The sequence below is a fragment of the Nonomuraea sp. NPDC052265 genome (genome assembly GCF_044547985.1).
Lineage (GTDB): Bacteria > Actinomycetota > Actinomycetes > Streptosporangiales > Streptosporangiaceae > Nonomuraea.
Genome location: NZ_JBIUBJ010000001.1, coordinates 164,742 through 187,357 on the forward strand (window position 1 = coordinate 164,742; position 22,616 = coordinate 187,357).

Consider the following 22,616-nt stretch of genomic DNA (forward strand, 5'->3'; position numbering starts at 1 on the left):
ACACGGGGGCTGAGCACGGCTGGAAAGAGAGCCTGGTGACCTTGGGTCGCTAGGCTCTCTTTCTGTTTCACGACACCGCTTCACCGACACGTGTATCCCGACATCTCCCGTCCCCCTAGGAGCCCTCCGTGTCCGCAGAAACCGAGCCCAGGACCGCCGAGGAGGCCAAGTCGCCCCAGGAGGCCGGGCCGTCCGAGGAGGCGGCGCCGTACGGGCTGCCCGGCAAGCCGTTGGCCCGCGGGCCGTTCCTGTTCGGGCTGGTGGGCGGGCTGGGCGTGCTGACCGCCATCGCGCTCGCGCAGATGATCGAGAAGTCGCTCAGCACGATCATCCTCATCGTCGTGGCGATGTTCCTGGCCGTGGGCCTCAACCCGGCGGTCGAGGCGTTACAGCGGCGCGGCCTGGCCAGGCGGCTGGCGATCTCGATCGTGTTCACCGGGGTGATCGTGGCGTTCACGCTGTTCGGCCTGGCCGTGGTGCCGCCGGTCAGCCAGCAGTTGTCGGAGTTCATCGCGGCCGTGCCCGGCTACATCACCGACCTGAGCAACCATCCGACGGTCCGCCAGATCGAGGCCGAGTACCACGTGCTCGCGCAGGTGCGCCAGTTCGTGACCAGCACGCTGGGGCCCGCGCTGGCCAGCGGCATCATGGGCGCGGGGCTGGTGGTGCTCAACGGCGTGTTCACCACGGTGACGCTGCTGGTGCTCATGTTGTACTTCCTCGGCTCGCTGCACACGATCAAGGAGTACCTGCTCAAGCTCGTCCCGGCCTCGCGCCGGTCGCGTACGTCGGCCATCACCGAGCAGATCCTCACCGGCATCGGCGGCTACGTCGCGGGCAACGTGCTCATCTCGGTCATCGCGGGCGTGCTGACGTGGATCTTCCTGTCGATCGCCGGGGTGCAGTACGCGCTCGCGCTCGCCCTCGTCGTGGCCCTGACCGACCTGATCCCGCTGGTGGGCGCCACGATCGGCGCGGTGCTCGTCACCGGGGTCGCGCTGCTGCAGTCGCTGCCCGCCGGCATCGCGTGCGCGATCTTCTTCGTGGTCTACCAGCAGGTCGAGAACTACTTCATCTACCCCAGGGTGATGAAGCGCTCGGTGGACGTGACGCCCGCCGTGACGGTGATCGCCGCGCTGTTCGGCGGCGCCCTGCTCGGCATCGTCGGAGCGTTGCTGGCGATCCCGGTGGCCGCCGCCATCGCGCTGATCATCCGGGAGATCGTGCTGCCCCGCCAAGCTCGGTCCTGAGGAACTCGGTCACCGTCGCGTTGAACGCCTCCGGCTGCTCGACCGCGCTCAGGTGACCGGCCTTGGGGATGACCTCCAGCCTGCCCTCGGGCGCGGCCCGCGCCATGGCCTCGGCGTCGGCCGGCGGCGACAGCTCGTCCTCCTCCCCCACGACGATCAGCAGGGGCACCTTCAGCTCGCCCAGCGTGCCGAAGGAGTCGGGACGGGCGGCCATGGCCCGTTGCGCCCAGGCCACGGCTCCCGGCGGGGCCGACTGCACCAGGCCCTTGACCCGGCCGAAGACCATGGCCCTGCGTTCCTTGGTCGTGGGGCCGATGAGCGCCGGCAGCACCTCGCTGACCAGCACCTCGCTCCCCTCGTCCAGGACGGCCCGCGCGATGCGTTCCCTGTTGTCCCTGGCCGCGGGCGGGTCGGGGCCGGCCTTGGTGTCGGCCAGGATCACGCCGAGCACCCGGTCGGGATGCCGTCGGCAGAAGGCCATGGTCACGTAGCCGCCCATCGACAACCCGCCGACCACCGCCCGATCGATGCCTTCCTCGTCGAGCAGCGCGGCGACGTCGTCGGCCATCAGGTCGAGGGAGGGCTCGTCGTCGCCCAGCCGGGAGCCGCCGAACCCGCGCAGGTCGGGGGTGACGACCCGGCAGACCCTCGACAGCCCTTCGCGTTGGGCCAGCCACATCGCCGACGACAGCGGGAACGCGTGAAGCAGCACAACCGGGAGTCCGGTCCCGGCCGATCTCGTGTAGAGCTGCACGGACCACACGGTAGCCCGGTTCCCGTTGACAATCACTTATTGACGTATGCCGGTATACCGCGATATGCCCGCCCGCCGCGCGAGCAGGCTCAGCCGATCGCGGTGGCCCCGCCGTCGATGAAGAGCACCTGCCCGGTCATGTACGACGACGCCTCCCCCGCCAGGAACACGGCCGGCTGGGCCATCTCCACCGGCGTCCCCCACCGCCGCATGGGCACGCCGGCGATCGTGGCGGCGCTTGTGGCCTCGTCCTCCCACAGGTTGCGGTTGAGGTCGGTGGCCGTCCAGCCGGGGCACAGGGCGTTGACCCGGACGCCCGCCGACGCCCACTCGGCCGCGAGCGTCTTGGTCAGGGCCACCAGCCCGGCCTTGGCGGCGGCGTACGTCGCGGTCGGTGAGGTCGGCGGCGATCACGACGGCCCGCCTGCCGAGCGCCTCGACCTCCTTGCCGACCTCGGCCAGGGTCTCGGCCGACCTGGAGACCAGGGCGACGTCGGCGCCCGCGGCGGCGTAGGCGAGCGCGATGGCCCGTCCGATGCCCTTCGACGCCCCGGTGACCAGAGCCGTCCTGCCGGACAGGTCGAACGCGCCCACAGTGCCTCCTCGCTCGGAACCGAACAAGATTCTACGGATCTTCCCCGTCCTGCGCCATGCCCGTCCCACCCCGAATCAGGACAGGACGGGCAGCCCCGAAAAGCTCATGGCGAACCGTGCCCCCGGTTACCGCCCGGGAACGACGGTCGTTACCCCGCTGTAACCCCGCTCCGGGCATGCTGGGCGGACCATGAGGGTGCTGATCGTCGAGGACCACGAGGAGCTGGCCCACACCGTGGCCACCGGCCTGCGCCGCGAGGGCATGGTCGTCGACGTGGCACTGGACGGGCACGCCGGGCTGGAACGCGCGGCCGTCAACGACCCGGCCGGCGCTCAGCCCGAAGGAGTTCGCGGTGCTGGAGCTGCCGCTGTCGGCCGGCGGCGCGGTCGTCTCGGCCGAGCAGCTGCTCGAACGCGGGTGGGACGAGTTCGCCGACCCGTTCACGCGGACCGTGAAGGTGACGGTCAGCCGGTTGCGCCGCAAGCTCGGCGACCCGCCGCTGATCGAGACCGTGCCGCAGGCCGGCTGGCCGGCCGCCTCCGGCCCGGACGACGAGCTGCTGTTGGCGGGATCACCGGGCACCCGGAGCGGGCCGGGCCTCGGACACGAGCGGAGGTGCCCCGGCGTGCGGCGGACCGTACGGCTGCGGCTGACGCTGCTCTACAGCGGCCTGTTCGGTCGGCGACGGGCTGGGGCTCGGCCTGTCGATCGTCGCCGCCGTCGTCCAGGCCCATCACGGCACGCCGGAGGTGGCCGCGCGGCCGGCGGGCGGGCTGGAGGTGACCGTCAGATGTCCGTCGGCAGTGGGTACGCCCCCGGATTGACCCGCCGGACGATCTCGTTCAGGGCGATCCGGACGTAGGGCTCGCCCACCCACAGGTGCTTGGCGCCGTCCACGCCGATGACCTCGGCCTGCGGCACCCTGGCGAAGCGCCGCCGGGCCTCCTCGGGACGCAGGTAGTCGTCGAACTCGGGCACCAGCGCCACCAGCGGCCGTCCGAACCGGGCCCAGGCGTCGAGGTCGTCGTCGGTGGCCCTGTGGAGCGGGGGCGAGAGCAGGATCGCGCCCTCGACCAGGGGGTCGTGGGCCCACTTGAGGGTCAGCTCGGTGCCGAAGGACCAGCCCACCACCCACACCCGGGGCAGGTCGTGGAACTCGGCGTACTCCAGCGCCGCCGCCACGTCGAACCGCTCGCCCTCGCCGCCGTCGAACGTGCCCCCGGAGGTGCCGCGCTCGGAGCTGGTGCCGCGCGTGTTGAAGCGCAGCACGGCGAGGTCGGCGAGCGCGGGCAGCCGGTTGGCGGCCTTCTTGTAGACGTGGCTGTCCATGAACCCGCCGTGGGTGGGCAGCGGGTGCAGGGTCACCAGGGTCGCCACGGGCGGCCGGTCGAGGGGCTGGGCCAGCTCACCGACCAGGGTCAGGCCGTCGCCCGTCTGCAGCTCGATCGGGTCACGTCTGGCGGGTAGCACAGTGGCCGCGCGAATCTCCACGGGGGTCCTCCTAGTAGCGGCTGCGGCCGGGGCCGCGGTCGAGTCTCTTGCGCCAGCAGGCCGGATGCCAGTGGCGGCGCTCCTCGTCGCCGCCCGGCCAGTCGGGCCAGGCGACCAGGTGCGGCCTGCCGCCCAGGATCTCCTGGTCGCAGCCGGGGCAGCGGTAGGTCTTGGTCGAGGACGCGCCCGTGAGCATGCGTACCTTCCAGTCGCCGTCCGGCCATTCCTCCACCTTGTCGTTGCCGGTGGGAAGGCCGAGAGGGCGGGAGTCGTCCCTCCGGCGGGCACGGCGGGGGCTCATGGGCGGGGGAACTCGCTCACACCGGCCGTGACGAGCTGGTCGAGCAGGGGGGCGGGGGCGAAGGCGGGCTCGCGGTATTCGGCGTAGAGGGCCCGCAGGCCGTCGCGGACCCTGGCCAGGCCGAGGTAGGCCAGCATCTCGAACGGACCGGCCGGGTAGCCGCAGCCCAGCCGCATGGCGGCGTCGATGTCGGCGATGGAGGCGTAGCCGGCGTCGTACATGCGGACGGCGTCGTTGAGGTAGGGGAAGAGCAGGGCGTCGGCCACGAACCCGGCCCGGTCCTTGCAGGAGACGGGCACCAGCCCGGCCACCCGCATCAGGTCGCGCGCCGCCTTGGCGGCCCCGGGCGAGGTGAGCGCGGTGCCGGCCAGCTCGGCCACCTTGTGGCCGACGACGTGGACGCCGACCATCCTGGTGGGGTCGGACAGGCGCGCGGCGTACTCGATCACGGGACGGTCGGTGCACCGCAGCACGGTGTCGGGCGAATCGGACGGGCTGAACCCGGAGGCCCGCAGCCGCTCGCCGAGCCCGTGGACGTCGGGCCCGTCGATCCCGAACGTGATGACCGTGGACTTCTCCGGCTCCTTGGGCGGCTCCTGCGGCCCGTAGAAGCCGTGGCCGGTCTTGCGGCCGAGCAGCCCGGCGGTGACCAGCTCGCGCAGCAGCGGCGAGGGCGCGTGCCGGCGGTCGCGCGTCTCGTCGAACAGCACCTCCATCACCTCGTACGCGGTGTCGAGCCCGATCAGGTCGAGCAGCGCGAACGGCCCCATCGGCAGCCCCACGCCCAGCCGCATGGCGTCGTCGATGCCGTCGCGCGTGGCGATGCCCAGCTCCAGCAGGACGGCGGCGTGGTTGAGGTAGGGCAGGAGCAGCCGGTTGACCACGAACCCGGCCCGGTCGCCCGCCGGGACGGCCGTCTTGCCCAGCCGCCCGGCCAGCTCGCAGATCTCGGAGACCACGCCGGGCGCGGTCACCACCGTGCCCACCACCTCGACCAGCCGCATGACCGGCGCCGGGTTGAAGAAGTGCATGCCGACCACCCGCTCGGGCCGGCCCGTGGCGGCGGCGACGGCGGTGACCGGCAACGAGGAGGTGTTGGTGGCCAGCACGGTCTCGGGCTTGCAGACGCGGTCGAGGTCCTGGAACAGCGAGATCTTGTGGTCGAGCACCTCGGGGATCGCCTCGATCACGAGGTCGACCTCGCGCAGGTCCTCGCGCGAGGTGGTCAGCATGATCCGCCCCAGGATCCCGGCCCGCTGCTCGGCCGTCAGCTTGCCCCGGTCGGCCGCCCTGGCCGTGGAGCGCTCGACGTGCCCGCGCCCTCTGGCCAGCGCCTCGGCGTCGGCCTCGACCCCGATCACCCGCAGCCCGGCACGCGCGAAGACCTCGGCGATCCCGGCGCCCATCGTGCCGAGCCCGACAACTCCCACCGTTTCAAACGCCATGCGACCAGTTTTCCAGAGCCGCTAAGGTGGGGCGTCATGCGGCTGGTCATCGCGCGATGCAGCGTGGATTACATCGGACGGCTCACGGCGCATCTGCCGATGGCGCCAAGGCTCGTCCTCATCAAGGCGGACGGGAGCGTCAGCATCCACGCCGACGACCGCGCCTTCAAACCGCTCAACTGGATGAACCCGCCGTGCAAGCTCAAGGAGGACGGCGGCACCTGGACGGTCACCCACGGCAAGACCGGCGAGAAACTGGTCCTGACGATGGAGGAGATCATCCACGACTCCAGCCACGAGCTGGGCGTCGACCCCGGCCTGATCAAGGACGGCGTGGAGGCCCACCTCCAGGAGCTGCTGGCCGAGCACATCACGACCCTGGGCCAGGGCTACTCGCTGATCCGCCGCGAGTACATGACGGCCATCGGGCCGGTCGACATCCTCTGCCGTGACGCGCTCGGCGCGACGGTGGCGATCGAGATCAAGCGGCGCGGCGAGATCGACGGCGTCGAGCAGCTCACCCGCTACCTGGAGCTGCTCAACCGCGACCCGCTGCTCGCGCCGGTGCGCGGGGTGTTCGCGGCGCAGGAGATCAAGCCGCAGGCGCGCGTGCTCGCCGCCGACCGGGGCATCGACTGCGTCACCCTCGACTACGACGCCCTGCGCGGCATCGAGCCGGAGAACCCGACCCTCTTCTGACCCTCCCGGCCCTCATGGGGGCCGGGTTTTCCCCGGCCTGATATTCCTGTGTTGACAGGTCGCTCCTGGACATTCTAGTTTCGACCTATCGAGATTGGAGTGTTCATGAGCGATCCTTCGTACCTCAGCGGCGATCTGGCGCCCGTCCCCGACGAGATCGAGGCGCGCGACCTGGAGGTCACGGGTGTGCTCCCCGGCGAGCTGACCGGGCGCTACTTCCGCAACGGGCCCAATCCCCGGCCGGGCGAGGATCCCGGTCACTGGTTCGCCGGGCACGGCATGCTGCACGGCGTCCGGCTGCGGGACGGGCGGGCCGAGTGGTACCGCAACCGGTGGGTGCGGACCAAGAAGTTCACCGACGACGCGCCGTTCGTCACCGACGCCGGTGTCGATCTGGCCGCCGTGACGGCCAACACGCACGTCGTCCGGCACGCCGGGCGCGTCCTGGCGCTGGTGGAGAACGGCCTGCCGCACGAGGTGACGCCCGAACTGGCCACCGTGGGCCCGTGCGACTTCGGCGGGCGGCTGACCACCGCGATGACCGCCCACCCCAAGCAGGACCCGCTCACCGGCGAGCTGCACTTCTTCGGCTACGGCTACTTCCCGCCGTTCCTCACCTACCACCGGCTCTCGGCCGCCGGCGAGCTGGTGGAGAGCAGGGAGATCGAGGTGCCGGGGCCGACGATGATGCACGACTTCGCCGTCACCGAGCACCACCTGGTCTGGCTCGACCTGCCCGTGGTGTTCGACCTGAACCGCCACGGCATGCCGTACGCGTGGGAGGACGGCTACGGCGCCAGGATCGGCGTCACCCCCAGGGCGGGCGGCCCGACGCGCTGGTTCGACATCGACCCCTGCTACGTGTTCCACGTCGGCAACGCCTGGGAGGACGAGCGGGGACGCGTCGTCCTGAACGCCGCCCGCTACTCCCCCGGCGCCTGGTCCACCATCTGGGACCGCATCGGCGGCGCCGCCGACCCGGCCAGGCACGCGGGCGCCGCCGGCGCGGCCGTCCTGCACCGCTGGACCCTCGACCCGGCCGACGGCACGGCCAGGGAGGAGGCGCTGGACGACCGCGGCGTGGAGTTCCCCACGTTCAACGAGGACCTGCTCGGGCGGCCCAGCCGCTACCTCTACACGGTGGGCGCCGAGGCCGTCGTCAAGTACGACCAGCGCGACGGCTCCGCCCGGGTCAGGACGACCGGCGGCGCCACCGGCGAGGCCGTGTTCGTGCCGGCCGAGGGCGCCACGGGCGAGGACGAGGGATGGCTGCTGTCGATCGTCACCTCCGGGGAGTCGTCCGAGCTGGTGGTGCTGGACGCGAGCGATCTGTCCGACGTCGCGTCGGTGCGGCTGCCCAGGCGGGTGCCGGCGGGCTTCCACGGCTCGTGGTTCGCGGAGGGATGACCGGTGGAGATCAGGGAGTCTGACGACTTCGACGCCGCGGGCCAGGCGCTGGCCAGGGCCTTCCACGACGATCCGGTGATCGGGTGGCTGCTGCCCGGCAACCGGGGCGCGGCGGGCATGTTCGCCACGCTCGCCCGGCACACGCACGCGATCACCGAGACGGCGCTCAGCGGGGGCGGCGCCGTGGCGGGGGTCGCGCTGTGGGACCCGCCGGGCCACCGGCCCGACGACGAGGCGGCGATTCCCGGCCTGGTGGCGGCCATGGGCGACCGGGTGCACCAGGGCCTGCTGCTGGAGGGGGAGTTCGCCCGGCACAAGCCCGGCGGTCCCTACTGGTACCTGGCCCAGCTCGGCACGGTGCCCGAGCTCCAGGGCACCGGCGTGGGGGGCGCGCTGATGCGCGCGGGCCTGGCCAGGTGCGCCGGCCTGCCGGTCTACCTGGAGAGCAGCAAGGAGTCCAACGTGCCCTTCTACGAGAGGTTCGGGTTCGTGGTCACCGAGCGGTTCACGCTGCCGGACGGGCCGCCGGTCTGGGGAATGCTGCGCCCGCCCCAGAGCTAGTAAGCAACGGCTTACCGGTTTATCGTGACGCCATGTCCACGCTGACGTTCGACTCACTGAACCCGGCTACCGGCGAGGTCGTCGGCAGTCACCCCAAACACGACGCCCAGGCCGTGCACGAGGCGGTGGCCAGGGCCGGGACGGCCGCGGAGTGGTGGGCGGCCCTGCCTCCGGGGGAGCGCAGGCGCCGCCTGCTCGACTACAAGGCGGTCATCGCGCGGCGCCTGCGGGAGCTGGCCGCGCTCGTGCACGAGGAGACCGGCAAGCCCGTCGGCGACGCCACGCTGGAGATCGTGCTGGCCGTCACGCACCTCGACTGGGCGGCCCGCAACGCCGCCAAGGTCCTGGGCCGCCGCCGGGTGGCGACCGGCATGCTCGGCCTCAACCTGGCCGCCACGCTCGAATACCTGCCGCTCGGCGTGGTCGGCGTGATCGGCCCGTGGAACTACCCGGTGTTCACCCCCATGGGCTCCATCGCGTACGCGCTGGCGGCCGGCAACGCGGTCGTGTTCAAGCCCAGCGAGCTCACCCCCGGCGTGGGCGTGCGCCTGGCGGAGCTGTTCGCCGAGTCGGTGCCCGAGCAGCCGGTGTTCCAGACGGTGACCGGGCTCGGCGAGACCGGCGCGGCGCTGGCCGCCGATCCCCGGGTGCGGAAGGTGGCCTTCACCGGCTCGACCGCCACCGCCAAGCGGGTCATGGCGGCGTGCGCGGAGAATCTCACGCCCATCGTGGCCGAGTGCGGCGGCAAGGACGCCTTCATCGTGGACGCCGACGCCGACCTGCCCGCCGCGGCCGACGCCTGCCTGTGGGGCGCGATGTCGAACGCGGGCCAGACCTGCGCGGGCGTCGAGCGGGTCTACGTGGTGGACGCGGTGTACGAGCCGTTCATGCGGGAGCTGTCGGAGCGGGCCGCCAAGGTCAAGGCCGGCCAGGACTACGGCCCGATCACCATGCCCGCCCAGCTCGACATCATCCGGCGGCACATCGACGACGCCACCAAGTCCGGAAAAGTGGTGACCGGCGGCCCCGACTCGGTACGGGCGCCGTTCGTGGACCCGGTGATCGTGGAGGACGTGCCGGAGGACTCGCCGGCCGTGCGGGAGGAGACGTTCGGGCCGACGATCACCGTCCGGCGCACCCGCGACGCGCAGGAGGCGCTGGAGCTGGCCAACGCCTCGGCGTACGGGCTGGCGGGCACGATCTTCTCGGGGAACGCCCGCCGGGCGACGCAGCTCGCGCGCGCGATGCGTACCGGGATGACCGCCGTCAACTCGGTGATCTCCTTCGCCGGGGTGCCCGCGCTGCCGTTCGGCGGGGTCGGCGACTCGGGGTTCGGCCGCATCCACGGAGCCGACGGCCTACGCGAGTTCACCAGGCCAAAGGCGGTCTCACGCCAGCGCTTCGCCCTGCCCGGCATGAACCTGACCTCGTTCAGGAGAGGGCCCGAAGAGCTTGAGCGACTGATCAGGCTTGTCACGTTCTTGCACGGCCGACGTAAAAGATAATCATCGCGCTCTTTCCCAAATCCGATCATACGTCCATAATTGTGTGCTCTGGGGGCCACGATCATGTTGGACGGGTGGAATGTGAACCGGTCTTACCGGGGAATGTCGGCTGAGCAAAGGCTGGCGGACAGACGCGAGCGGCTGATGACAGCCGCCTACACGCTATACGCGAAACCAGGTTTCGCGGCGACGACCATCGAAAGATTGTGCTCGGAGGCGCGGATCTCCAACCGCGCCTTCTACGAATGTTTCGGCGGCCGCGAGGAGTTGCTCCAGGCGCTGCACGAGCGGTGCGTCGAGGAAAGCCTCGCGGTTGTGGCCAAAGCGTTACAGGAGGCGCCGGGCACGCTTGACGGAAGAGTCAAGGCGGGGATTCGCGCCTATATCGAGTTCGCCGCCGCCGACTGGCGGCGGGCCCGCATCATGCACCTGGAGGTGCGCAGGTCGGGCGACGTCCTGACAGCCTCACGTCAGCGGGCGGTGGACTCCTTCGCCCGGCTCGTGGAGGAGGCGTCGGCGGATTTCCCGCAGGCTCCCCCGCTGAATCGGCGTCTGGTGGCACTTGGCGTAATTGGCGCACTGCAAGAGCTGCTGATCGAATGGATACTGGCCGAGGAGCAGCCGGGCATCGACGAACTCGTCGAGGTGGCCGTGCACATCTTCATCCGCAGCCTCAGTCCGTCGTGACCCGCCGATTACCCGCAGTGATGGGGTCACAGAATAATCACTTTCGCAGTTCTTTCCGAAGACCCACGCCCGTGATAGCGGCCGAGCCGAAATCTACATTCCATCTATATTCGGCTCGCGGAAAGGGCGCGGGCGACGGCTGATCGGCGCCCGGCCCCGATATGTGACCTCAGGCCACCGCGGCCGCGGGAACCTCGACGAGCAGCACCCGATTCAGCCGGGTCACCGCCAGGATCCGCATGATCCGCGGGGGCACCCCCCGAAGAACGAGGCGGCGTTGCACGCTGATCGCGCGCCGATGCGCCCCGACCAGCACCCCGAGACCGGTGGCGTCGATCATCTCCAGCTTGGAGAGGTCGAGGATGAGGTCGCCCTCGCCGTCGTCGAGCGCGGCGTGCAGCCGCTCGCGCACGCCGGCCGACGTGCCGGCGTCGAGCCGGGCACCGATCCGCACCGTCTGGCCTCGTGGATTGCGCCGGACGCGCATGCCACCTCCTCAATCACGCACACGGCGTGTGGTCGCCGGGATCGAAACCCCCGCTCTCCTCCCCTACCCATCTATCGGCAGTGACACGACCGCCGTCAGCAGGAACTGTCCGTCCCCGGCGGGACGGGCCGTCAGGCTCCCGCCCACGGCGGCCATCCGCTCCCCCATGCCGGTCAGCCCGCTGCCCAGGTCGTCGGCCTGTCTCCGGGCCACGCCGTCGTTGCGTACCGCCAGTTCCGCCTCCTGATCGGTGAACCGCAGCGTGATGTCGCAGAAGGTCGCGGCGCTGTGCTTCAGGACGTTGGTGACCGCCTCGCGCACCGCGTAGGCGAACACCGGCGCGACCCCCGGGGGCAGCTCGCGGTGCGGCAGGCGCACCTCGCAGCGGACTCCGGCTGCTTCGAGCACTCCCTTCACGCTATTCAGCTCAGCGGTCAAGTCAAGTTCGCGGTAGCCGCGCACGGCCTGGCGCAGCTCGCGCAGGGCCTTGCGGGTCAGCGTGTTCACCTCCGCCATCTCGTCCCTGGCGGCCGTGCCGCCCGCGTCGGCCAGGCGTACGGCCAGTTCGGTCTTGACGGCTATGGCGGAGAGCTGGTGGCCGACGAGGTCGTGCAGGTCCCTGGCGAAGCGCAGCCGCTCCTCGGCCAGCGCCAGCCGGGTGTGCGCCTCGCGGCCGTCATGGGCCTGCACGGCCAGCGTCCAGATCCAGGCCCACATCCTGTTGGTGCAGGGCAGCGCGCCGGCCCAGATGACGTCGATGACGGCGATGACGAGCAGCGAGACCAGGAAGGAGTCGCCGCTCTGCGCGAGCAGGCCCGTGCCGCTCAGCACGGCCAGCGCGCCGAGCCCGACGCAGGCCGCGCACGTCGCCGCGCCCAGCGCCAGCGCCCTGCGGGAGGGCAGCCCGATCACCGCCACGGACAGCCAGGCCATGGGCACGAACCCCCAGCCCATCGGGTCGGCCCCGCCCAGCACCGCCGCCAGGAACGCCAGAGCGCCGGTCCACACGACCTCCCGCGTGGGATACCGGCGCTCCATGATCGAGGCGACGACGCGTACGTAGAGCCGGGTGAAGGCGAGCGCGGCGACCGTCGCGAGCACGACGCGCGGCCAGGGCGCCGTCCCGGAGCCGAGGCCGAACACCGTCGACGCGATCAGGAAGATCCACATGATCACGAGTGTCGAGTTCAGCATCCGCCGGGCCAGGCGCCGCGCCCGCGTGATCGTGTCCATCTAGCCGGCGCGCAGCACGTCGCCGAGCTTCAGCCGGGCGCCCGTCCGCAGCACGGCCCGCTCGTAGACCTTGGCGCCGAACGACAACACCGCCAGCACCGCCACCGCCATCGCCGCCATGGACGCCGCCACCTGCCACATCGGCACGTCGGCCGCCGCCATGCGGACCGGCATGATCATCGACGAGAACGGCGGAATGTAGGACATGACCGTGGCCAGCGTGCCCGTGGGATCGTTGGTGGCGTAGAAGGCCACGAAGTACGTGATCATGATGAGCATGGTCAGCGGCGACATCACGCTGCTCACCTCCTCCTGGCGGGAGACCAGCGAGGCGAACGCCGCCGCGAGCGTGGCGAAGAACGCGTACCCGAGCACGAACCAGACCAGCACGGCGGCCACCAGCCCCGGGACGCCCGGCGGGAAGTCGGCGGCGAACCCCGACACCGAGGTGGCGAGCAGGCCGACGGCGAGGATCGTGAGCAGGTTGATCAGCCCGAGCACGCCCAGCCCGACGATCTTGCCGGCGAGCAGCTGCCACGGGCGCACCGCCGCCAGCAGGATCTCCACGATCCTGCTGCCCTTCTCCTCCACCACGCCCATGGCCACCATCATGACCTGGCTCATGAGCAGCATGAACAGGACGAGCACCAGCACCACGGCGATCCCCGTCTTGGCGGCCTGGTAACGGGTGTCCACGCCCACGGAGACCATCTGCAGCGGCGGGATCGACACCCCGGCCGCGCCGAGGCGCATCTCGCGGTTGGTGCTCTGCATGAGCACGCCGAGCTTGGAGTCGATCTCGCCGTCGGTGAGCACCTTGTCGCCGTTGACCAGCACCGCGTCCACGTCACCGGCCAGCACGGCCTTCTTGGCCGCCGCCTCGTCGGGGAACGAGCGCCACTTGATCTCGGCGTCCGGCGCGGCGGCCTTCAGCGGGAGCTGCTGGGAGTTGACCGTGCCCAGCGTGTACGAGTCGTCCCCGCCCATGATCTTGGGTGCGAAGGACACGGCCGCCACCAGCAGGGCGGTCACCAGCAGGCCGACGAGGAACGCCTTCGTGCGCACCTGCGTCACGATCTCGCGACGGGCGACCAGCATCAGTCCGTTCACGCCACGGCCTCCTTGAAGATCTCGGTGAGGGTCGGCTGCTCGACGCCGAAGTGCTCGACGCGGCCCGCCTTCATGGCGCGGCGCAGGATCTCCTGGTCGTCGCCTTCGGTCGTCCGCAGGGTGTGCAGGTCGCCCTGGACGACCACCGTGCCCGGCAGGCCGTCGGCCCAGCCCGGGGCGGGGTCGCGGACGTCCACGCGCAACGTGTCGCCCTCGGCGGCGCGCAGCTCGGCCACCGTGCCCGTGGCGACCATCCGGCCGCCGGAGACGATGCCCACCGAGTCGCACAGCCGCTCCACCAGGTCGAGCTGGTGGCTGGAGAAGATCACCGGAACGCCGCTCCTGCACCGCTCCTGGAGCGCCCCGGCCAGGGCGTCCACGGCGAGAGGGTCGAGCCCCGAGAAGGGCTCGTCCAGGACCAGCGCCTCGGGGTCGTGCACCAGCGCCACGGCGAGCTGCACACGCTGCTGGTTGCCCAGCGACAGCGTCTGCACCGCGTCGCCTCTGCGCTCGGTCAGCCCCAGCCGCTCGATGAGCTCGTCGGCGGCCTTCTTCGCCGCCGCCGGGGCGAGCCCGTGCAGCCGGCCGAAGTACTCGATCTGCTCGGCGACCCGCATCTTCTGGTACAGCCCGCGTTCCTCGGGCATGTAGCCGAACCGCGTCCGGTCGTCGTAGCCGAGCGGCCGGTCCCGCCAGCGCACCGAGCCGGAGTCGGCCTGGAGCACACCCATGACGATACGCATCGTCGTCGTCTTGCCCGCGCCGTTCGCGCCCACGAAGCCGTACATCTCGCCCGGACGTACCGTGAAGCTGATCCCGTCCAGGGCGACCTTGCCGCCGGGGGTGTCGGGACCGCCCGCGAAGCGCTTGCGCAGCTCGCTGATCTCGAGCATCAGGCCCTCTCTCTCGTCATGGGTAAATAGTGGCTTTGATGGCGTTCGTCCTGGTAGTCGCTGAAATCATGGAGGTGACATGGAAAGCGCGTCCCGCTCGGATGACATTTGTCATTACGCTGGGTCCATGACGCGTGCCGACAAGGACAAGCCCGTCGTCCTCTCCCGCATCTACACCCGTACGGGCGACGACGGCACCACCAACCTGAGCGACATGAGCCGCGCCGCCAAGACCGACACCCGGCTGGCCGCGTACGCCGACGTCGAGGAGGCCAACGCCTGCCTGGGCCTGGCCCTGTCCCACGGCACCCTGTCCGCCGACCTCGTGGCGGTGCTCGTGCGCATCCAGAACGAGCTGTTCGACGTGGGGGCCGACCTGGCCACGCCCGTGGTGGACGAACCGGAGTTCCCGCCGCTGCGGGTGGAGCAGTCCTACATCGACCGGCTGGAGGAGCAGTGTGACCGGCTCAACGCCGACCTCAAGCCGCTGCGCAGCTTCATCCTGCCCGGCGGCGACCCGGCCACGGCCGCGCTGCACCTGGCCCGGGTGACCGTACGCAGGGCCGAGCGCACCACGTGGGCGGCGCTCCAGGCCCACGACGACGTCAACCCGCTGACCGCCAGATACCTCAACAGGCTGTCCGACCTGCTCTTCATCGCCTGCCGGGTCGCCCACGGCGGCAACGAGATCCTCTGGAAGCCTGGCGGCACCCGCTAGGCGACGTCGAGGTACGCGCTGGGCGGCGCTGACTCCAGCCAGGCCAGGAACCCGGTGAGCGCGTCGGCGCTCATCGCCAGCGACAGGCCGCGCGTGGTGCCGCCGCAGTCGACGGCATAGAGGCCGCCGTCGATCTCACGCCGGGCGGAAACGACGAGGCCGCGCCTCGCGATCGCGTGGCGCGGCCTCAGACGGACGCCCATGAGCGGAATCCAGTGGAGCTCACCGTCGGCGTAGCGGGCAACCCCGCTCTGCCAGCCCCGGCTGTCTACTTTCAGCCGACAGGGGACGCTGCCGCGTGAGCGGGCGAGCGTCACCCCTCGCAGGACCACGAGGACGACCAGCAGCAACAACAAAACCGAAACCGTCGCCACCATGGCCGCCCCCTGAATCCCGTTGTATGTATTAAACCTCTTCGCCCGCCGCGCGAAGCCGGGCCCTGGCCCGCTTGGCCTCGATCGCCGCGTCGGCGTCCTCCTGGTTGGCCTCGATCGACGCCTGAGCACGGTCGAGAGCGTCCCGGGCAGCCGCGACGTCGACCTCGGAACCGAGCTCGGCGACCTCGGCGAGCACCGACACCTCATCGTCGGCCACGGAGATGAACCCCCCGTGAACGGCCGCGACGAGTTCGGGCTCACCTTCCCGCTTGACGCGCAGCACGCCGCCCTCGACGAGGACGCCGAGCACGGGTGCGTGTTGCGGCATAATACCGATCTCGCCGTCCACGGTCTTGGCAATCACCATGTCGGCCTCGCCCGACCAGATCTCACGCTCGGGTGAGACAACCCCTACGCGTAGCTTCGCCACTTCTGTAGGTTCCTTTCCGATCAGGTAGCGGCACGGGTTCCGACGCCCGTGCCACTACCGTAGGGCGATCAGCGACGCTCGAGTTCCTTGGCCTTGGCCACGGCCTGGTCGATGCCGCCGACCATGAAGAACGCCTGCTCGGGCAGGTGGTCGTACTCGCCGGCGCACAGGCCCTTGAAGGAGGCGATCGTCTCGTCCAGCGGGACGTTCTCACCCGGCTGGCCGGTGAACGCCTCGGCGGCGTACATCGGGTGCGACAGGAACCGCTCGATACGGCGGGCCCGCTGCACGGTGACCTTGTCCTCTTCGGACAGCTCGTCGATACCGAGGATCGCGATGATGTCCTGGAGCTCGCGGTACTTCTGCAGGATCCGCTTGGTCTCCTGGGCCACCCGGTAGTGCTCCTCGCCCACGACCTGCGGGTCGAGGATCCGGGAGGTGGAGTCGAGCGGGTCCACCGCGGGGTAGATGCCCTTCTCCGAGATCGGCCGGGACAGAACGGTCTGCGCGTCGAGGTGCGCGAACGCGTTATGCGGGGCCGGGTCGGTGATGTCGTCGGCGGGCACGTAGATCGCCTGCATGGAGGTGATCGAGTGACCGCGCGTCGAGGTGATGCGCTCCTGGAGCACACCCATCTCGTCGGCCAGCGTCGGCTGGTAACCCACCGCGGACGGCATGCGGCCGAGGAGGGTGGAGACCTCCGAGCCCGCCTGCGTGAAGCGGAAGATGTTGTCGATGAACAGCAGCACGTCCTGCTTCTGCACGTCGCGGAAGTACTCCGCCATCGTCAGCGCGGACAGGGCCACCCGCAGACGGGTGCCCGGCGGCTCGTCCATCTGGCCGAAGACGAGCGCGGTGTCCTTGAGGACGTCCGCCTCCTCCATCTCCAGCCAGAGGTCGTTGCCCTCACGGGTGCGCTCGCCGACGCCGGCGAACACCGAGGTGCCACCGAAGTTGCGGGCGACACGGCGGATCATCTCCTGGATGAGAACCGTCTTGCCCACACCGGCGCCACCGAACAGGCCGATCTTGCCACCCTGCACGTACGGGGTGAGCAGGTCGATGACCTTGATACCCGTGACCAGCATCTCGGTACGGGACTCGAGCTGGTCGAAGGGCGGGGACGGCCGGTGGATGCCCCACTTCTCGGTGATCTGGAGCGAAGCGGTCGGCACGTCGAGCGACTCGCCGAGCGTGTTCCACACGTGGCCCTTGACGATGTCGCCGACGGGCACCGAGATCGGGTGGCCCGAGTCGGTGACGGCCGTACCGCGGACCAGGCCGTCGGTGGGCTGCATGGAGATGGCGCGGACCACGTTGTCACCCAGGTGCTGGGCGACCTCCATGGTCAGGGTCTTGGTCTCGCCGCCGAGGGTCACCTCGACGTTGAGCGCGTTGTAGATGTCGGGCATCGCCTCGACGGGGAACTCCACGTCGACGACGGGCCCCTTGACGCTGGCCACACGACCGGCACCGGCCGACGTGGGCTCAACAGTCTCAACAGCCTCTGCAGTCATTTCACTCTTTCCCCGCTGCGGCGTCAGCCAGCGCGTTGGCGCCACCGACGATCTCGCTGATTTCCTGGGTGATCTCGGCCTGGCGAGCCTGGTTCATCTGCATGGTGAACACGCGGATCAGCTCGTTGGCGTTGTCCGTGGCGGACTTCATGGCGCGGCGGCGCGCGGCCTCCTCCGAAGCCGCCGACTGCAGCAGCGCCGTGAAGATGCGGGACTCCACATAGCGCGGCAGCAGCGATTCGAGCACGTCGCCCGCGGTGGGCTCGAACTCGAAGTACGGCGGGATCGCCTCGCTCGCCGTCGCCTCGGTCTCCTCGACCTCCAGCGGCAGCACACGCTTGACCACGACGTTCTGGGTCAGCATCGAGACGAACTCGGTCGAGACGATGTGGATCTCGTCGATCCCCGCCTCTTCCTTGAAGGAGTCGATCAGCGTCTGCGCGATCTCCTTGGCGTCGGCGTAGGCCGGCTTCCTGGAGAAGCCCACCCACTGGCCGCCCATCGTACGGTTGCGGAAGGTGTGCCAGGTGACACCCTTCCGGCCGGTGACGAACGGCACCACCGTCAGGCCACGGCTCTCCAGCAACCCGCGCAGGGCCTCGGCCTCGCGCAGGACGTTGGCGTTGAAGCCGCCACAGAACCCGCTGTCGCTGGTGACGATGAGGACGCCCGCCTTGGCGGGGTTCTCCTTCGCCACGGTCAACGGATGGTCGACGCTGGCCGCGTTGCTGACGACGCCGGTGACGGCGCGAGTGATCTCACGCTCGTACGGCAGCGCCGCCTGCATCCGCATCTGCGCCTTCACGATCCGCGAGGAGGCGATGAGCTCCTGGGCGCGCGTGATCTTGGCGGTCGACTTGACCGACTTGATCCGCCGCCGCAGCAGCCTTAGCTGGGCACCCATGAGCTACTTCTCCGTCGCCGGACGGACGACCTTCTTGATCTTCTCCTGGCCGACCTCGCCCGCCTCGAGCGGCGCCACCGGCTCGTCCTTGACCAGGAGCTCGCCCGAGGAGGTGGTGAAGCCCTTCTTGAACTCCGTGACGGCGTCCTTGAGGCTGGTCACCGCGTCGTCCGACAGCTCGTTGGTCTCGCGGATGCTGTCGAAGATGCCCTTGTGGGTGCTCTGCAGGTAGTCGAGGAACTCCTGCTCGAAGCGGCGGATGTCCTCGACCGGAACCTCGTCGAGCTCACCCGTCGTGCCCGCCCACACCGACACGACCTGACGCTCCACGGGGAACGGCGAGTACTGCGGCTGGATGAGCAGCTCGGTCAGGCGCTGACCGCGCTCCAGCTGGGCGCGGGAGGCCGCGTCCAGGTCGGAGGCGAAGGCCGCGAAGGCCTCCAGGTCGCGGTACTGCGACAGCGACAGACGCAGCGTGCCGGCCACCTTGCGCATCGCCTTGATCTGCGCCGAGCCACCGACTCGGGAGACCGAGATACCGACGTTGATGGCGGGACGGATACCGGCGTTGAAGTAGTCGGTCTCCAGGAAGCACTGGCCGTCGGTGATGGAGATGACGTTGGTCGGGATGAACGCCGACACGTCGTTGCCCTTCGTCTCGATGATCGGAAGACCGGTCATCGAGCCGCCGCCCATGTCGTTGGAGAGCTTGGCGCAGCGCTCCAGCAGGCGGGAGTGGAGGTAGAAGACGTCACCGGGGAACGCCTCGCGGCCCGGCGGGCGGCGAAGCAGCAGCGAGACGGCGCGGTAGGCGTCGGCCTGCTTGGTGAGGTCGTCGAAGATGATGAGGACGTGCTTGCCCTGGTACATCCAGTGCTGGCCGATGGCCGAACCGGTGTAAGGGGAGATGTACTTGTAACCGGCCGGGTCGGAGGCCGGGGCGGCGACGATCGTGGTGTACTCCAGGGCGCCGGCCTCTTCGAGACGGGAACGCACCTGGGCGATCGTCGAGCCCTTCTGGCCGACCGCGACGTAGACGCAGCGCACCTGCTTCTCGGGGTCGCCCGAGAGCCAGTTGTCGCGCTGGTTGATGATCGTGTCCACGGCGACGGCCGTCTTGCCCGTGCCACGGTCACCGATGATCAGCTGGCGCTGGCCGCGGCCGATCGGCGTCATGGCGTCGATCGCCTTGATGCCGGTCTGCAGCGGCTGCTTCACCGGCTGCCGCTGGACGACCGAGGGGGCCTGCAGTTCGAGGGCGCGCAGGCCCTCGGACTCGATCGCGCCCTTGCCGTCGAGGGGGTTGCCGAGCGGGTCGACCACACGGCCGAGGAAGTTGTCGCCGACGGGCACGGACAGGACCTCGCCCGTCCGGCGGACCGTCTGGCCCTCCTCGATGTTGCTGAAGTCGCCCAGGACCACGACGCCGATCTCTCGGGGGTCGAGGTTCAGGGCCAGGCCGCGCGTGCCGTCCTCGAACTCGAGCAGCTCGTTCGCCATCGCCGAGGGAAGGCCGGAGACATGGGCAATGCCGTCGCCGGCGTCGACGACGGTCCCGATCTCCTCGCGCGCGGCGCCTTCCGGTTCGTACGCCTGGACGAAGCGCTCAAGCGCGTCCCGGATCTCGTCCGGCCGGATCGTAAGCTCCGCCATCTCTACTCTGTCTCCCTATTCATTCGGCGCTCACTGCGCCTCAGCCGGCCAACCGGCGGCGGACTTCTTCAATTCGTCCCACGATCGTGGTGTCGATCATCTCGTCGCCGATGCGGACCGAGAACCCACCGAGCACTCGCTTGTCCACCTCGACGTTCAGGTGCACGTCACGACCGTAGGAGGTGCGCAGCCAGTCGGCCAGACGCTGCTTCTGCACGCCGGACAGCTCGACCGCGCTGCGCACGACCGCCACCAGGCGCCGGCGCTGCTGGGCCACGAGCTGGCCGAACTCCTCCAAGCCCGTCTCCAGGCTACGCCCTCGCGGGTGCACCGCCAGCTGCGTGATCAGGCGCTGGCTGGTGGGGGCGGCCTTGCCGCCGAGCAGGTCGCCCAGCAGCTGCCGCTTGCCCTCCGCGGGCGCGGCCGCGTCGGCGAGCGCGCGTCGGAGGTCGGGGTTGGCGGCGACGATGCGGCCGAAGCGGAAGAGCTCGTCCTCCACGTCGTCGAGCCGGGACTGGCCCTCCGCCTCAGCGGCAGCGGCGACGACGCCGAGCCGTTCGAGCGAGTCGGCCAGGTCTCCGACGCGCGACCACCGGACCGAGACCGCGGCCTCGGTCGTGGCGAGGGCCGCCTCGGAGACCTTGCCACCGAGCAGGGCGCGGACGGTGCCCGCCTTCTGCTCGGCGGCCCTGGCCGGGTCGGACAGCGCGCGGCGCAGGCCATGCTCGCGGTCGAGCAGATCCGCGACGGCGAACAACTCGTCGGAGAGCGTGCCGAGGTCGGCGCTGCCCGCGACCGCGTTGAAGCGCTCCTCGACCTCTGCCAACGAGGTCCTGCTCAGACCTCGCATTAGCGCACCGCCTGCGCGTTGCTGCCCTCAAGCTCGTCGAGGAACCTGTCCACGATGCGGCTCTGGCGGGCCTCGTCCTCAAGGGACTCGCCGACGATGCGGCCCGCGAGCTCCGTGGACAGACGGCCGATCTCCGTACGGAGCTGCGCGAACGCGGCGGCACGGTCGGCCTCGATCTGGGCGTGCGCGGCCTCGACGAGACGACGGGCCTCGGCCTGCGCCTCCTCGCGGAGCTCCGCCTTGATCTGCGCGGCCTGCTCGCGAGCCTCTTCGCGGAGGCGGCCGGCCTCGCGGCGGGCCTCCTCGAGCTGCTGCGCGTACTGCCGCTGGAGGTTCTGCGCCTCGGCCTGGGCCTCCTCAGCCCTCTTGATGCCACCCTCGATCGCGTCGGTCCGCTCGGCCAGAGTCTTCTGGATGCGCGGAACGAGAATCTTGCCGACGACGAGGAGGACGACGAGGAACGAGAAGATACCGACGACGAGCTCGAACGTGTGCGGAAGGAGCGGGTTCGCACCCTCCTCCTGCGCGAGGAGCGTAGCTGCCTTAATCATGGGTGCAGCCTTTCGTCAGGGATTCTTCTGGTCTTAGAGGGCCTGGAAGATGAACGGCGCGACCAGACCGATCAGGGCAAGGGCCTCGGTGAGGACGAAGCCGAGGAGCATGTTCTGGCGAATCAGGCCGTAAGCCTCGGGCTGACGCGCGATGGCCTGCACGCCCTGACCGAAGATGATGCCGACGCCGATGCCGGGGCCGATGGCGGCGAGACCGTAACCGATGGCGGTGACGTTGCCGGAGACCTCAGCGAGAACGCTCATTGCTATTTCCTTTACTGGACGGCCGGTGAAGGGAGTCCCACCGGTCATGGATATTCCGGTATGTGGTTCTCAGTGATCCGGGTGCAGCGCGCCGCCGATGTACATCGAGGCCAGCATCGCGAACAGGAAGGCCTGCAGGAACTGGATGAACATCTCGAACCCGGTCAGGATGATCGTCATGATCACACCCAGGACGCCGACGCCGGCGCCCATCGGAGTCAGCTTCTCGAACAGGAACCAGAAGCCGACCATGCTGAAGAACGCGAGCAGCATGTGACCGGCGAACATGTTCGCGAACAGTCGGACCGCGTGCGTGAACGGCGCGATGATCATGTTCGAGAGGAACTCGATCGGCGCCAGAAGGAAGTAGATGGGCTTGGGCAGGCCGGGCGGGAACATCATGTTCTTGAAGTAGCCGATGCCGCCCTGGTGCTTGACGCCCAGGTAGATCTTGATCACGTAGATCGAGAGCGCGAGCACGGCCGGGAACGCGATGTGCGAGGCGACCGGGAACTGCGCGAGCGGGATCACACCGAGGATGTTCCAGAACAGAACCAGGAAGAAGAGCGTGACCAGCAGGCCCATCCACCGATCGGCGTCCTTGCCGAGGAACGGCCGGGCGATCTGGTCACGGACGAACATGTAGCCGTACTCGACGACGTTCTGGGTGCCCCTCGGCACGAGCTTCGGCTTGGCGAAGGCGACCCAGCAAACCGCGATCACCACGAGCGCGCTCAGGATCGCCAGCAGCACCGGCTTGGTGAACCAGCTCACCCCAGGGATGATCGGCGTGAACGAATTGAACAGCTCATCGGGCGATGGCGCCCGGAAGTTGTCTTCGGGGGCGAGGACCGTCAGCGCAATCACGCGGCGTTCCCTTCAACGTCGTAGTGGATCACAAGGGTTTCCTCAGCGAGGCGATCGCTGCGTCGGG

Annotated in this window: 25 protein-coding genes and 2 pseudogenes; 8 read left to right on the plus strand and 19 right to left on the minus strand. The window is 70.0% G+C overall.

Translation table 11 applies throughout. The features are described 5' to 3' along the window. The first annotated feature begins 128 nt into the window (after window positions 1–128). Window positions 129–1,250: an AI-2E family transporter gene (locus ACIHAD_RS00810; RefSeq protein ID WP_397352219.1), complete on the plus strand. Its 1,122-nt coding sequence runs from the start codon at window positions 129–131 to the stop codon at window positions 1,248–1,250. Here ACIHAD_RS00810 and ACIHAD_RS00815 read toward each other — a convergent pair. From ACIHAD_RS00815 to ACIHAD_RS00825, 3 genes and pseudogenes are all read right to left on the minus strand, one after another. After that, complete coding sequence (locus ACIHAD_RS00815) at window positions 1,210–1,962, minus strand: alpha/beta fold hydrolase (protein WP_397352220.1); 753 nt, start codon at window positions 1,960–1,962, stop codon at window positions 1,210–1,212. The genes ACIHAD_RS00810 and ACIHAD_RS00815 overlap by 41 nt on opposite strands. Before the next feature lie 131 nt (window positions 1,963–2,093). Next, entirely contained in the window at window positions 2,094–2,363 is a 270-nt protein-coding gene (locus ACIHAD_RS00820; RefSeq protein ID WP_397352221.1) for an SDR family NAD(P)-dependent oxidoreductase, read from the minus strand. Window positions 2,364–2,448: 85 nt separating this feature from the next. After that, a pseudogene (locus tag ACIHAD_RS00825) lies at window positions 2,449–2,667 on the minus strand (SDR family NAD(P)-dependent oxidoreductase); the annotation flags it as partial. A gap of 121 nt (window positions 2,668–2,788) precedes the next feature. Here ACIHAD_RS00825 and ACIHAD_RS00830 point away from each other — a divergent pair. Further along, window positions 2,789–3,128: pseudogene (locus ACIHAD_RS00830) on the plus strand (DNA-binding response regulator); the annotation flags it as partial. A gap of 257 nt (window positions 3,129–3,385) precedes the next feature. Here the strand turns inward: ACIHAD_RS00830 and ACIHAD_RS00835 are convergent. The 3 genes from ACIHAD_RS00835 to ACIHAD_RS00845 are packed head-to-tail and all read right to left on the minus strand — an operon-like array spanning window position 3,386 to window position 5,836. Next, window positions 3,386–4,090 (minus strand): alpha/beta hydrolase, encoded by a 705-nt coding sequence (locus ACIHAD_RS00835; protein ID WP_397352222.1) that lies wholly within the window; start codon window positions 4,088–4,090, stop codon window positions 3,386–3,388. 10 nt (window positions 4,091–4,100) lie between these two features. Then, complete coding sequence (locus ACIHAD_RS00840; RefSeq protein ID WP_357971071.1) at window positions 4,101–4,391, minus strand: ATP/GTP-binding protein; 291 nt, start codon at window positions 4,389–4,391, stop codon at window positions 4,101–4,103. Continuing rightward, window positions 4,388–5,836: a 3-hydroxyacyl-CoA dehydrogenase family protein gene (locus ACIHAD_RS00845; protein ID WP_397352223.1), complete on the minus strand. Its 1,449-nt coding sequence runs from the start codon at window positions 5,834–5,836 to the stop codon at window positions 4,388–4,390. Before ACIHAD_RS00845 ends, ACIHAD_RS00840 begins: the two co-directional genes overlap by 4 nt. Before the next feature lie 36 nt (window positions 5,837–5,872). Here ACIHAD_RS00845 and nucS point away from each other — a divergent pair, with 36 nt between their 5' ends. The 5 genes from nucS (at window position 5,873) to ACIHAD_RS00870 (ending at window position 10,695) form a co-directional block, all read left to right on the plus strand. After that, window positions 5,873–6,535, plus strand: coding sequence for an endonuclease NucS (gene nucS / locus ACIHAD_RS00850; RefSeq protein WP_397352224.1), 663 nt, complete (start codon window positions 5,873–5,875; stop codon window positions 6,533–6,535). 105 nt (window positions 6,536–6,640) lie between these two features. Next, window positions 6,641–7,942: a carotenoid oxygenase family protein gene (locus tag ACIHAD_RS00855; protein WP_397352225.1), complete on the plus strand. Its 1,302-nt coding sequence runs from the start codon at window positions 6,641–6,643 to the stop codon at window positions 7,940–7,942. Window positions 7,943–7,945: 3 nt separating this feature from the next. After that, entirely contained in the window at window positions 7,946–8,503 is a 558-nt protein-coding gene (locus tag ACIHAD_RS00860; protein ID WP_397352226.1) for a GNAT family N-acetyltransferase, read from the plus strand. A gap of 32 nt (window positions 8,504–8,535) precedes the next feature. After that, window positions 8,536–10,008: an aldehyde dehydrogenase family protein gene (locus tag ACIHAD_RS00865; protein WP_397352227.1), complete on the plus strand. Its 1,473-nt coding sequence runs from the start codon at window positions 8,536–8,538 to the stop codon at window positions 10,006–10,008. A gap of 144 nt (window positions 10,009–10,152) precedes the next feature. Next, window positions 10,153–10,695 (plus strand): TetR/AcrR family transcriptional regulator, encoded by a 543-nt coding sequence (locus tag ACIHAD_RS00870; RefSeq protein WP_397352228.1) that lies wholly within the window; start codon window positions 10,153–10,155, stop codon window positions 10,693–10,695. 169 nt (window positions 10,696–10,864) lie between these two features. Here ACIHAD_RS00870 and ACIHAD_RS00875 read toward each other — a convergent pair whose 3' ends face one another. The 4 genes from ACIHAD_RS00875 to ACIHAD_RS00890 all read right to left on the minus strand — a co-directional run bounded on the left by ACIHAD_RS00875 (window position 10,865) and on the right by ACIHAD_RS00890 (window position 14,418). Next, a complete protein-coding gene (locus tag ACIHAD_RS00875) occupies window positions 10,865–11,182 on the minus strand; it encodes an STAS domain-containing protein (RefSeq protein WP_397352229.1) in 318 nt (105 codons plus the stop codon). Between the two features lie 63 nt (window positions 11,183–11,245). Continuing rightward, on the minus strand, window positions 11,246–12,415 hold the full coding sequence (locus ACIHAD_RS00880; RefSeq protein WP_397352230.1) for a sensor histidine kinase: 1,170 nt from the start codon (window positions 12,413–12,415) through the stop codon (window positions 11,246–11,248). After that, window positions 12,416–13,525 (minus strand): ABC transporter permease, encoded by a 1,110-nt coding sequence (locus ACIHAD_RS00885; protein WP_397352231.1) that lies wholly within the window; start codon window positions 13,523–13,525, stop codon window positions 12,416–12,418. It abuts the gene before it with no gap. Further along, complete coding sequence (locus ACIHAD_RS00890; protein WP_397352233.1) at window positions 13,522–14,418, minus strand: ABC transporter ATP-binding protein; 897 nt, start codon at window positions 14,416–14,418, stop codon at window positions 13,522–13,524. The genes ACIHAD_RS00885 and ACIHAD_RS00890 overlap by 4 nt, the downstream gene beginning before the upstream one ends. Before the next feature lie 127 nt (window positions 14,419–14,545). Here ACIHAD_RS00890 and ACIHAD_RS00895 point away from each other — a divergent pair, with 127 nt between their 5' ends. Then, the gene (locus ACIHAD_RS00895) at window positions 14,546–15,136 is read left to right on the plus strand and encodes a cob(I)yrinic acid a,c-diamide adenosyltransferase (protein ID WP_397352234.1); all 591 of its coding nucleotides are present in this window, start codon (window positions 14,546–14,548) and stop codon (window positions 15,134–15,136) included. Here the strand turns inward: ACIHAD_RS00895 and ACIHAD_RS00900 are convergent. From ACIHAD_RS00900 to atpB, 9 genes are all read right to left on the minus strand, one after another. Further along, on the minus strand, window positions 15,133–15,513 hold the full coding sequence (locus tag ACIHAD_RS00900; RefSeq protein WP_397352235.1) for a DUF2550 family protein: 381 nt from the start codon (window positions 15,511–15,513) through the stop codon (window positions 15,133–15,135). The genes ACIHAD_RS00895 and ACIHAD_RS00900 overlap by 4 nt on opposite strands. A 28-nt stretch (window positions 15,514–15,541) precedes the next feature. Then, on the minus strand, window positions 15,542–15,943 hold the full coding sequence (locus tag ACIHAD_RS00905; protein ID WP_080042501.1) for a F0F1 ATP synthase subunit epsilon: 402 nt from the start codon (window positions 15,941–15,943) through the stop codon (window positions 15,542–15,544). A 68-nt stretch (window positions 15,944–16,011) separates the two neighbouring features. Further along, window positions 16,012–17,460: a F0F1 ATP synthase subunit beta gene (atpD, locus tag ACIHAD_RS00910; RefSeq protein WP_357991471.1), complete on the minus strand. Its 1,449-nt coding sequence runs from the start codon at window positions 17,458–17,460 to the stop codon at window positions 16,012–16,014. Window position 17,461: 1 nt separating this feature from the next. Further along, window positions 17,462–18,364, minus strand: coding sequence for a F0F1 ATP synthase subunit gamma (locus ACIHAD_RS00915; RefSeq protein ID WP_397352236.1), 903 nt, complete (start codon window positions 18,362–18,364; stop codon window positions 17,462–17,464). A gap of 3 nt (window positions 18,365–18,367) precedes the next feature. After that, window positions 18,368–20,017, minus strand: a complete 1,650-nt coding sequence (gene atpA, locus ACIHAD_RS00920) for a F0F1 ATP synthase subunit alpha (protein WP_397352237.1) — start codon at window positions 20,015–20,017, stop codon at window positions 18,368–18,370. A gap of 40 nt (window positions 20,018–20,057) precedes the next feature. After that, window positions 20,058–20,867, minus strand: a complete 810-nt coding sequence (locus tag ACIHAD_RS00925) for a F0F1 ATP synthase subunit delta (RefSeq protein WP_397352238.1) — start codon at window positions 20,865–20,867, stop codon at window positions 20,058–20,060. Beyond that, window positions 20,867–21,418, minus strand: coding sequence for a F0F1 ATP synthase subunit B (locus ACIHAD_RS00930; protein WP_397352239.1), 552 nt, complete (start codon window positions 21,416–21,418; stop codon window positions 20,867–20,869). The genes ACIHAD_RS00925 and ACIHAD_RS00930 overlap by 1 nt, the downstream gene beginning before the upstream one ends. Window positions 21,419–21,451: 33 nt before the next feature. After that, complete coding sequence (gene atpE, locus ACIHAD_RS00935) at window positions 21,452–21,682, minus strand: ATP synthase F0 subunit C (protein ID WP_397169677.1); 231 nt, start codon at window positions 21,680–21,682, stop codon at window positions 21,452–21,454. A 69-nt stretch (window positions 21,683–21,751) separates the two neighbouring features. Further along, the gene (gene atpB, locus ACIHAD_RS00940; protein ID WP_397352240.1) at window positions 21,752–22,549 is read right to left on the minus strand and encodes a F0F1 ATP synthase subunit A; all 798 of its coding nucleotides are present in this window, start codon (window positions 22,547–22,549) and stop codon (window positions 21,752–21,754) included. Window positions 22,550–22,616: the final 67 nt, after the last annotated feature.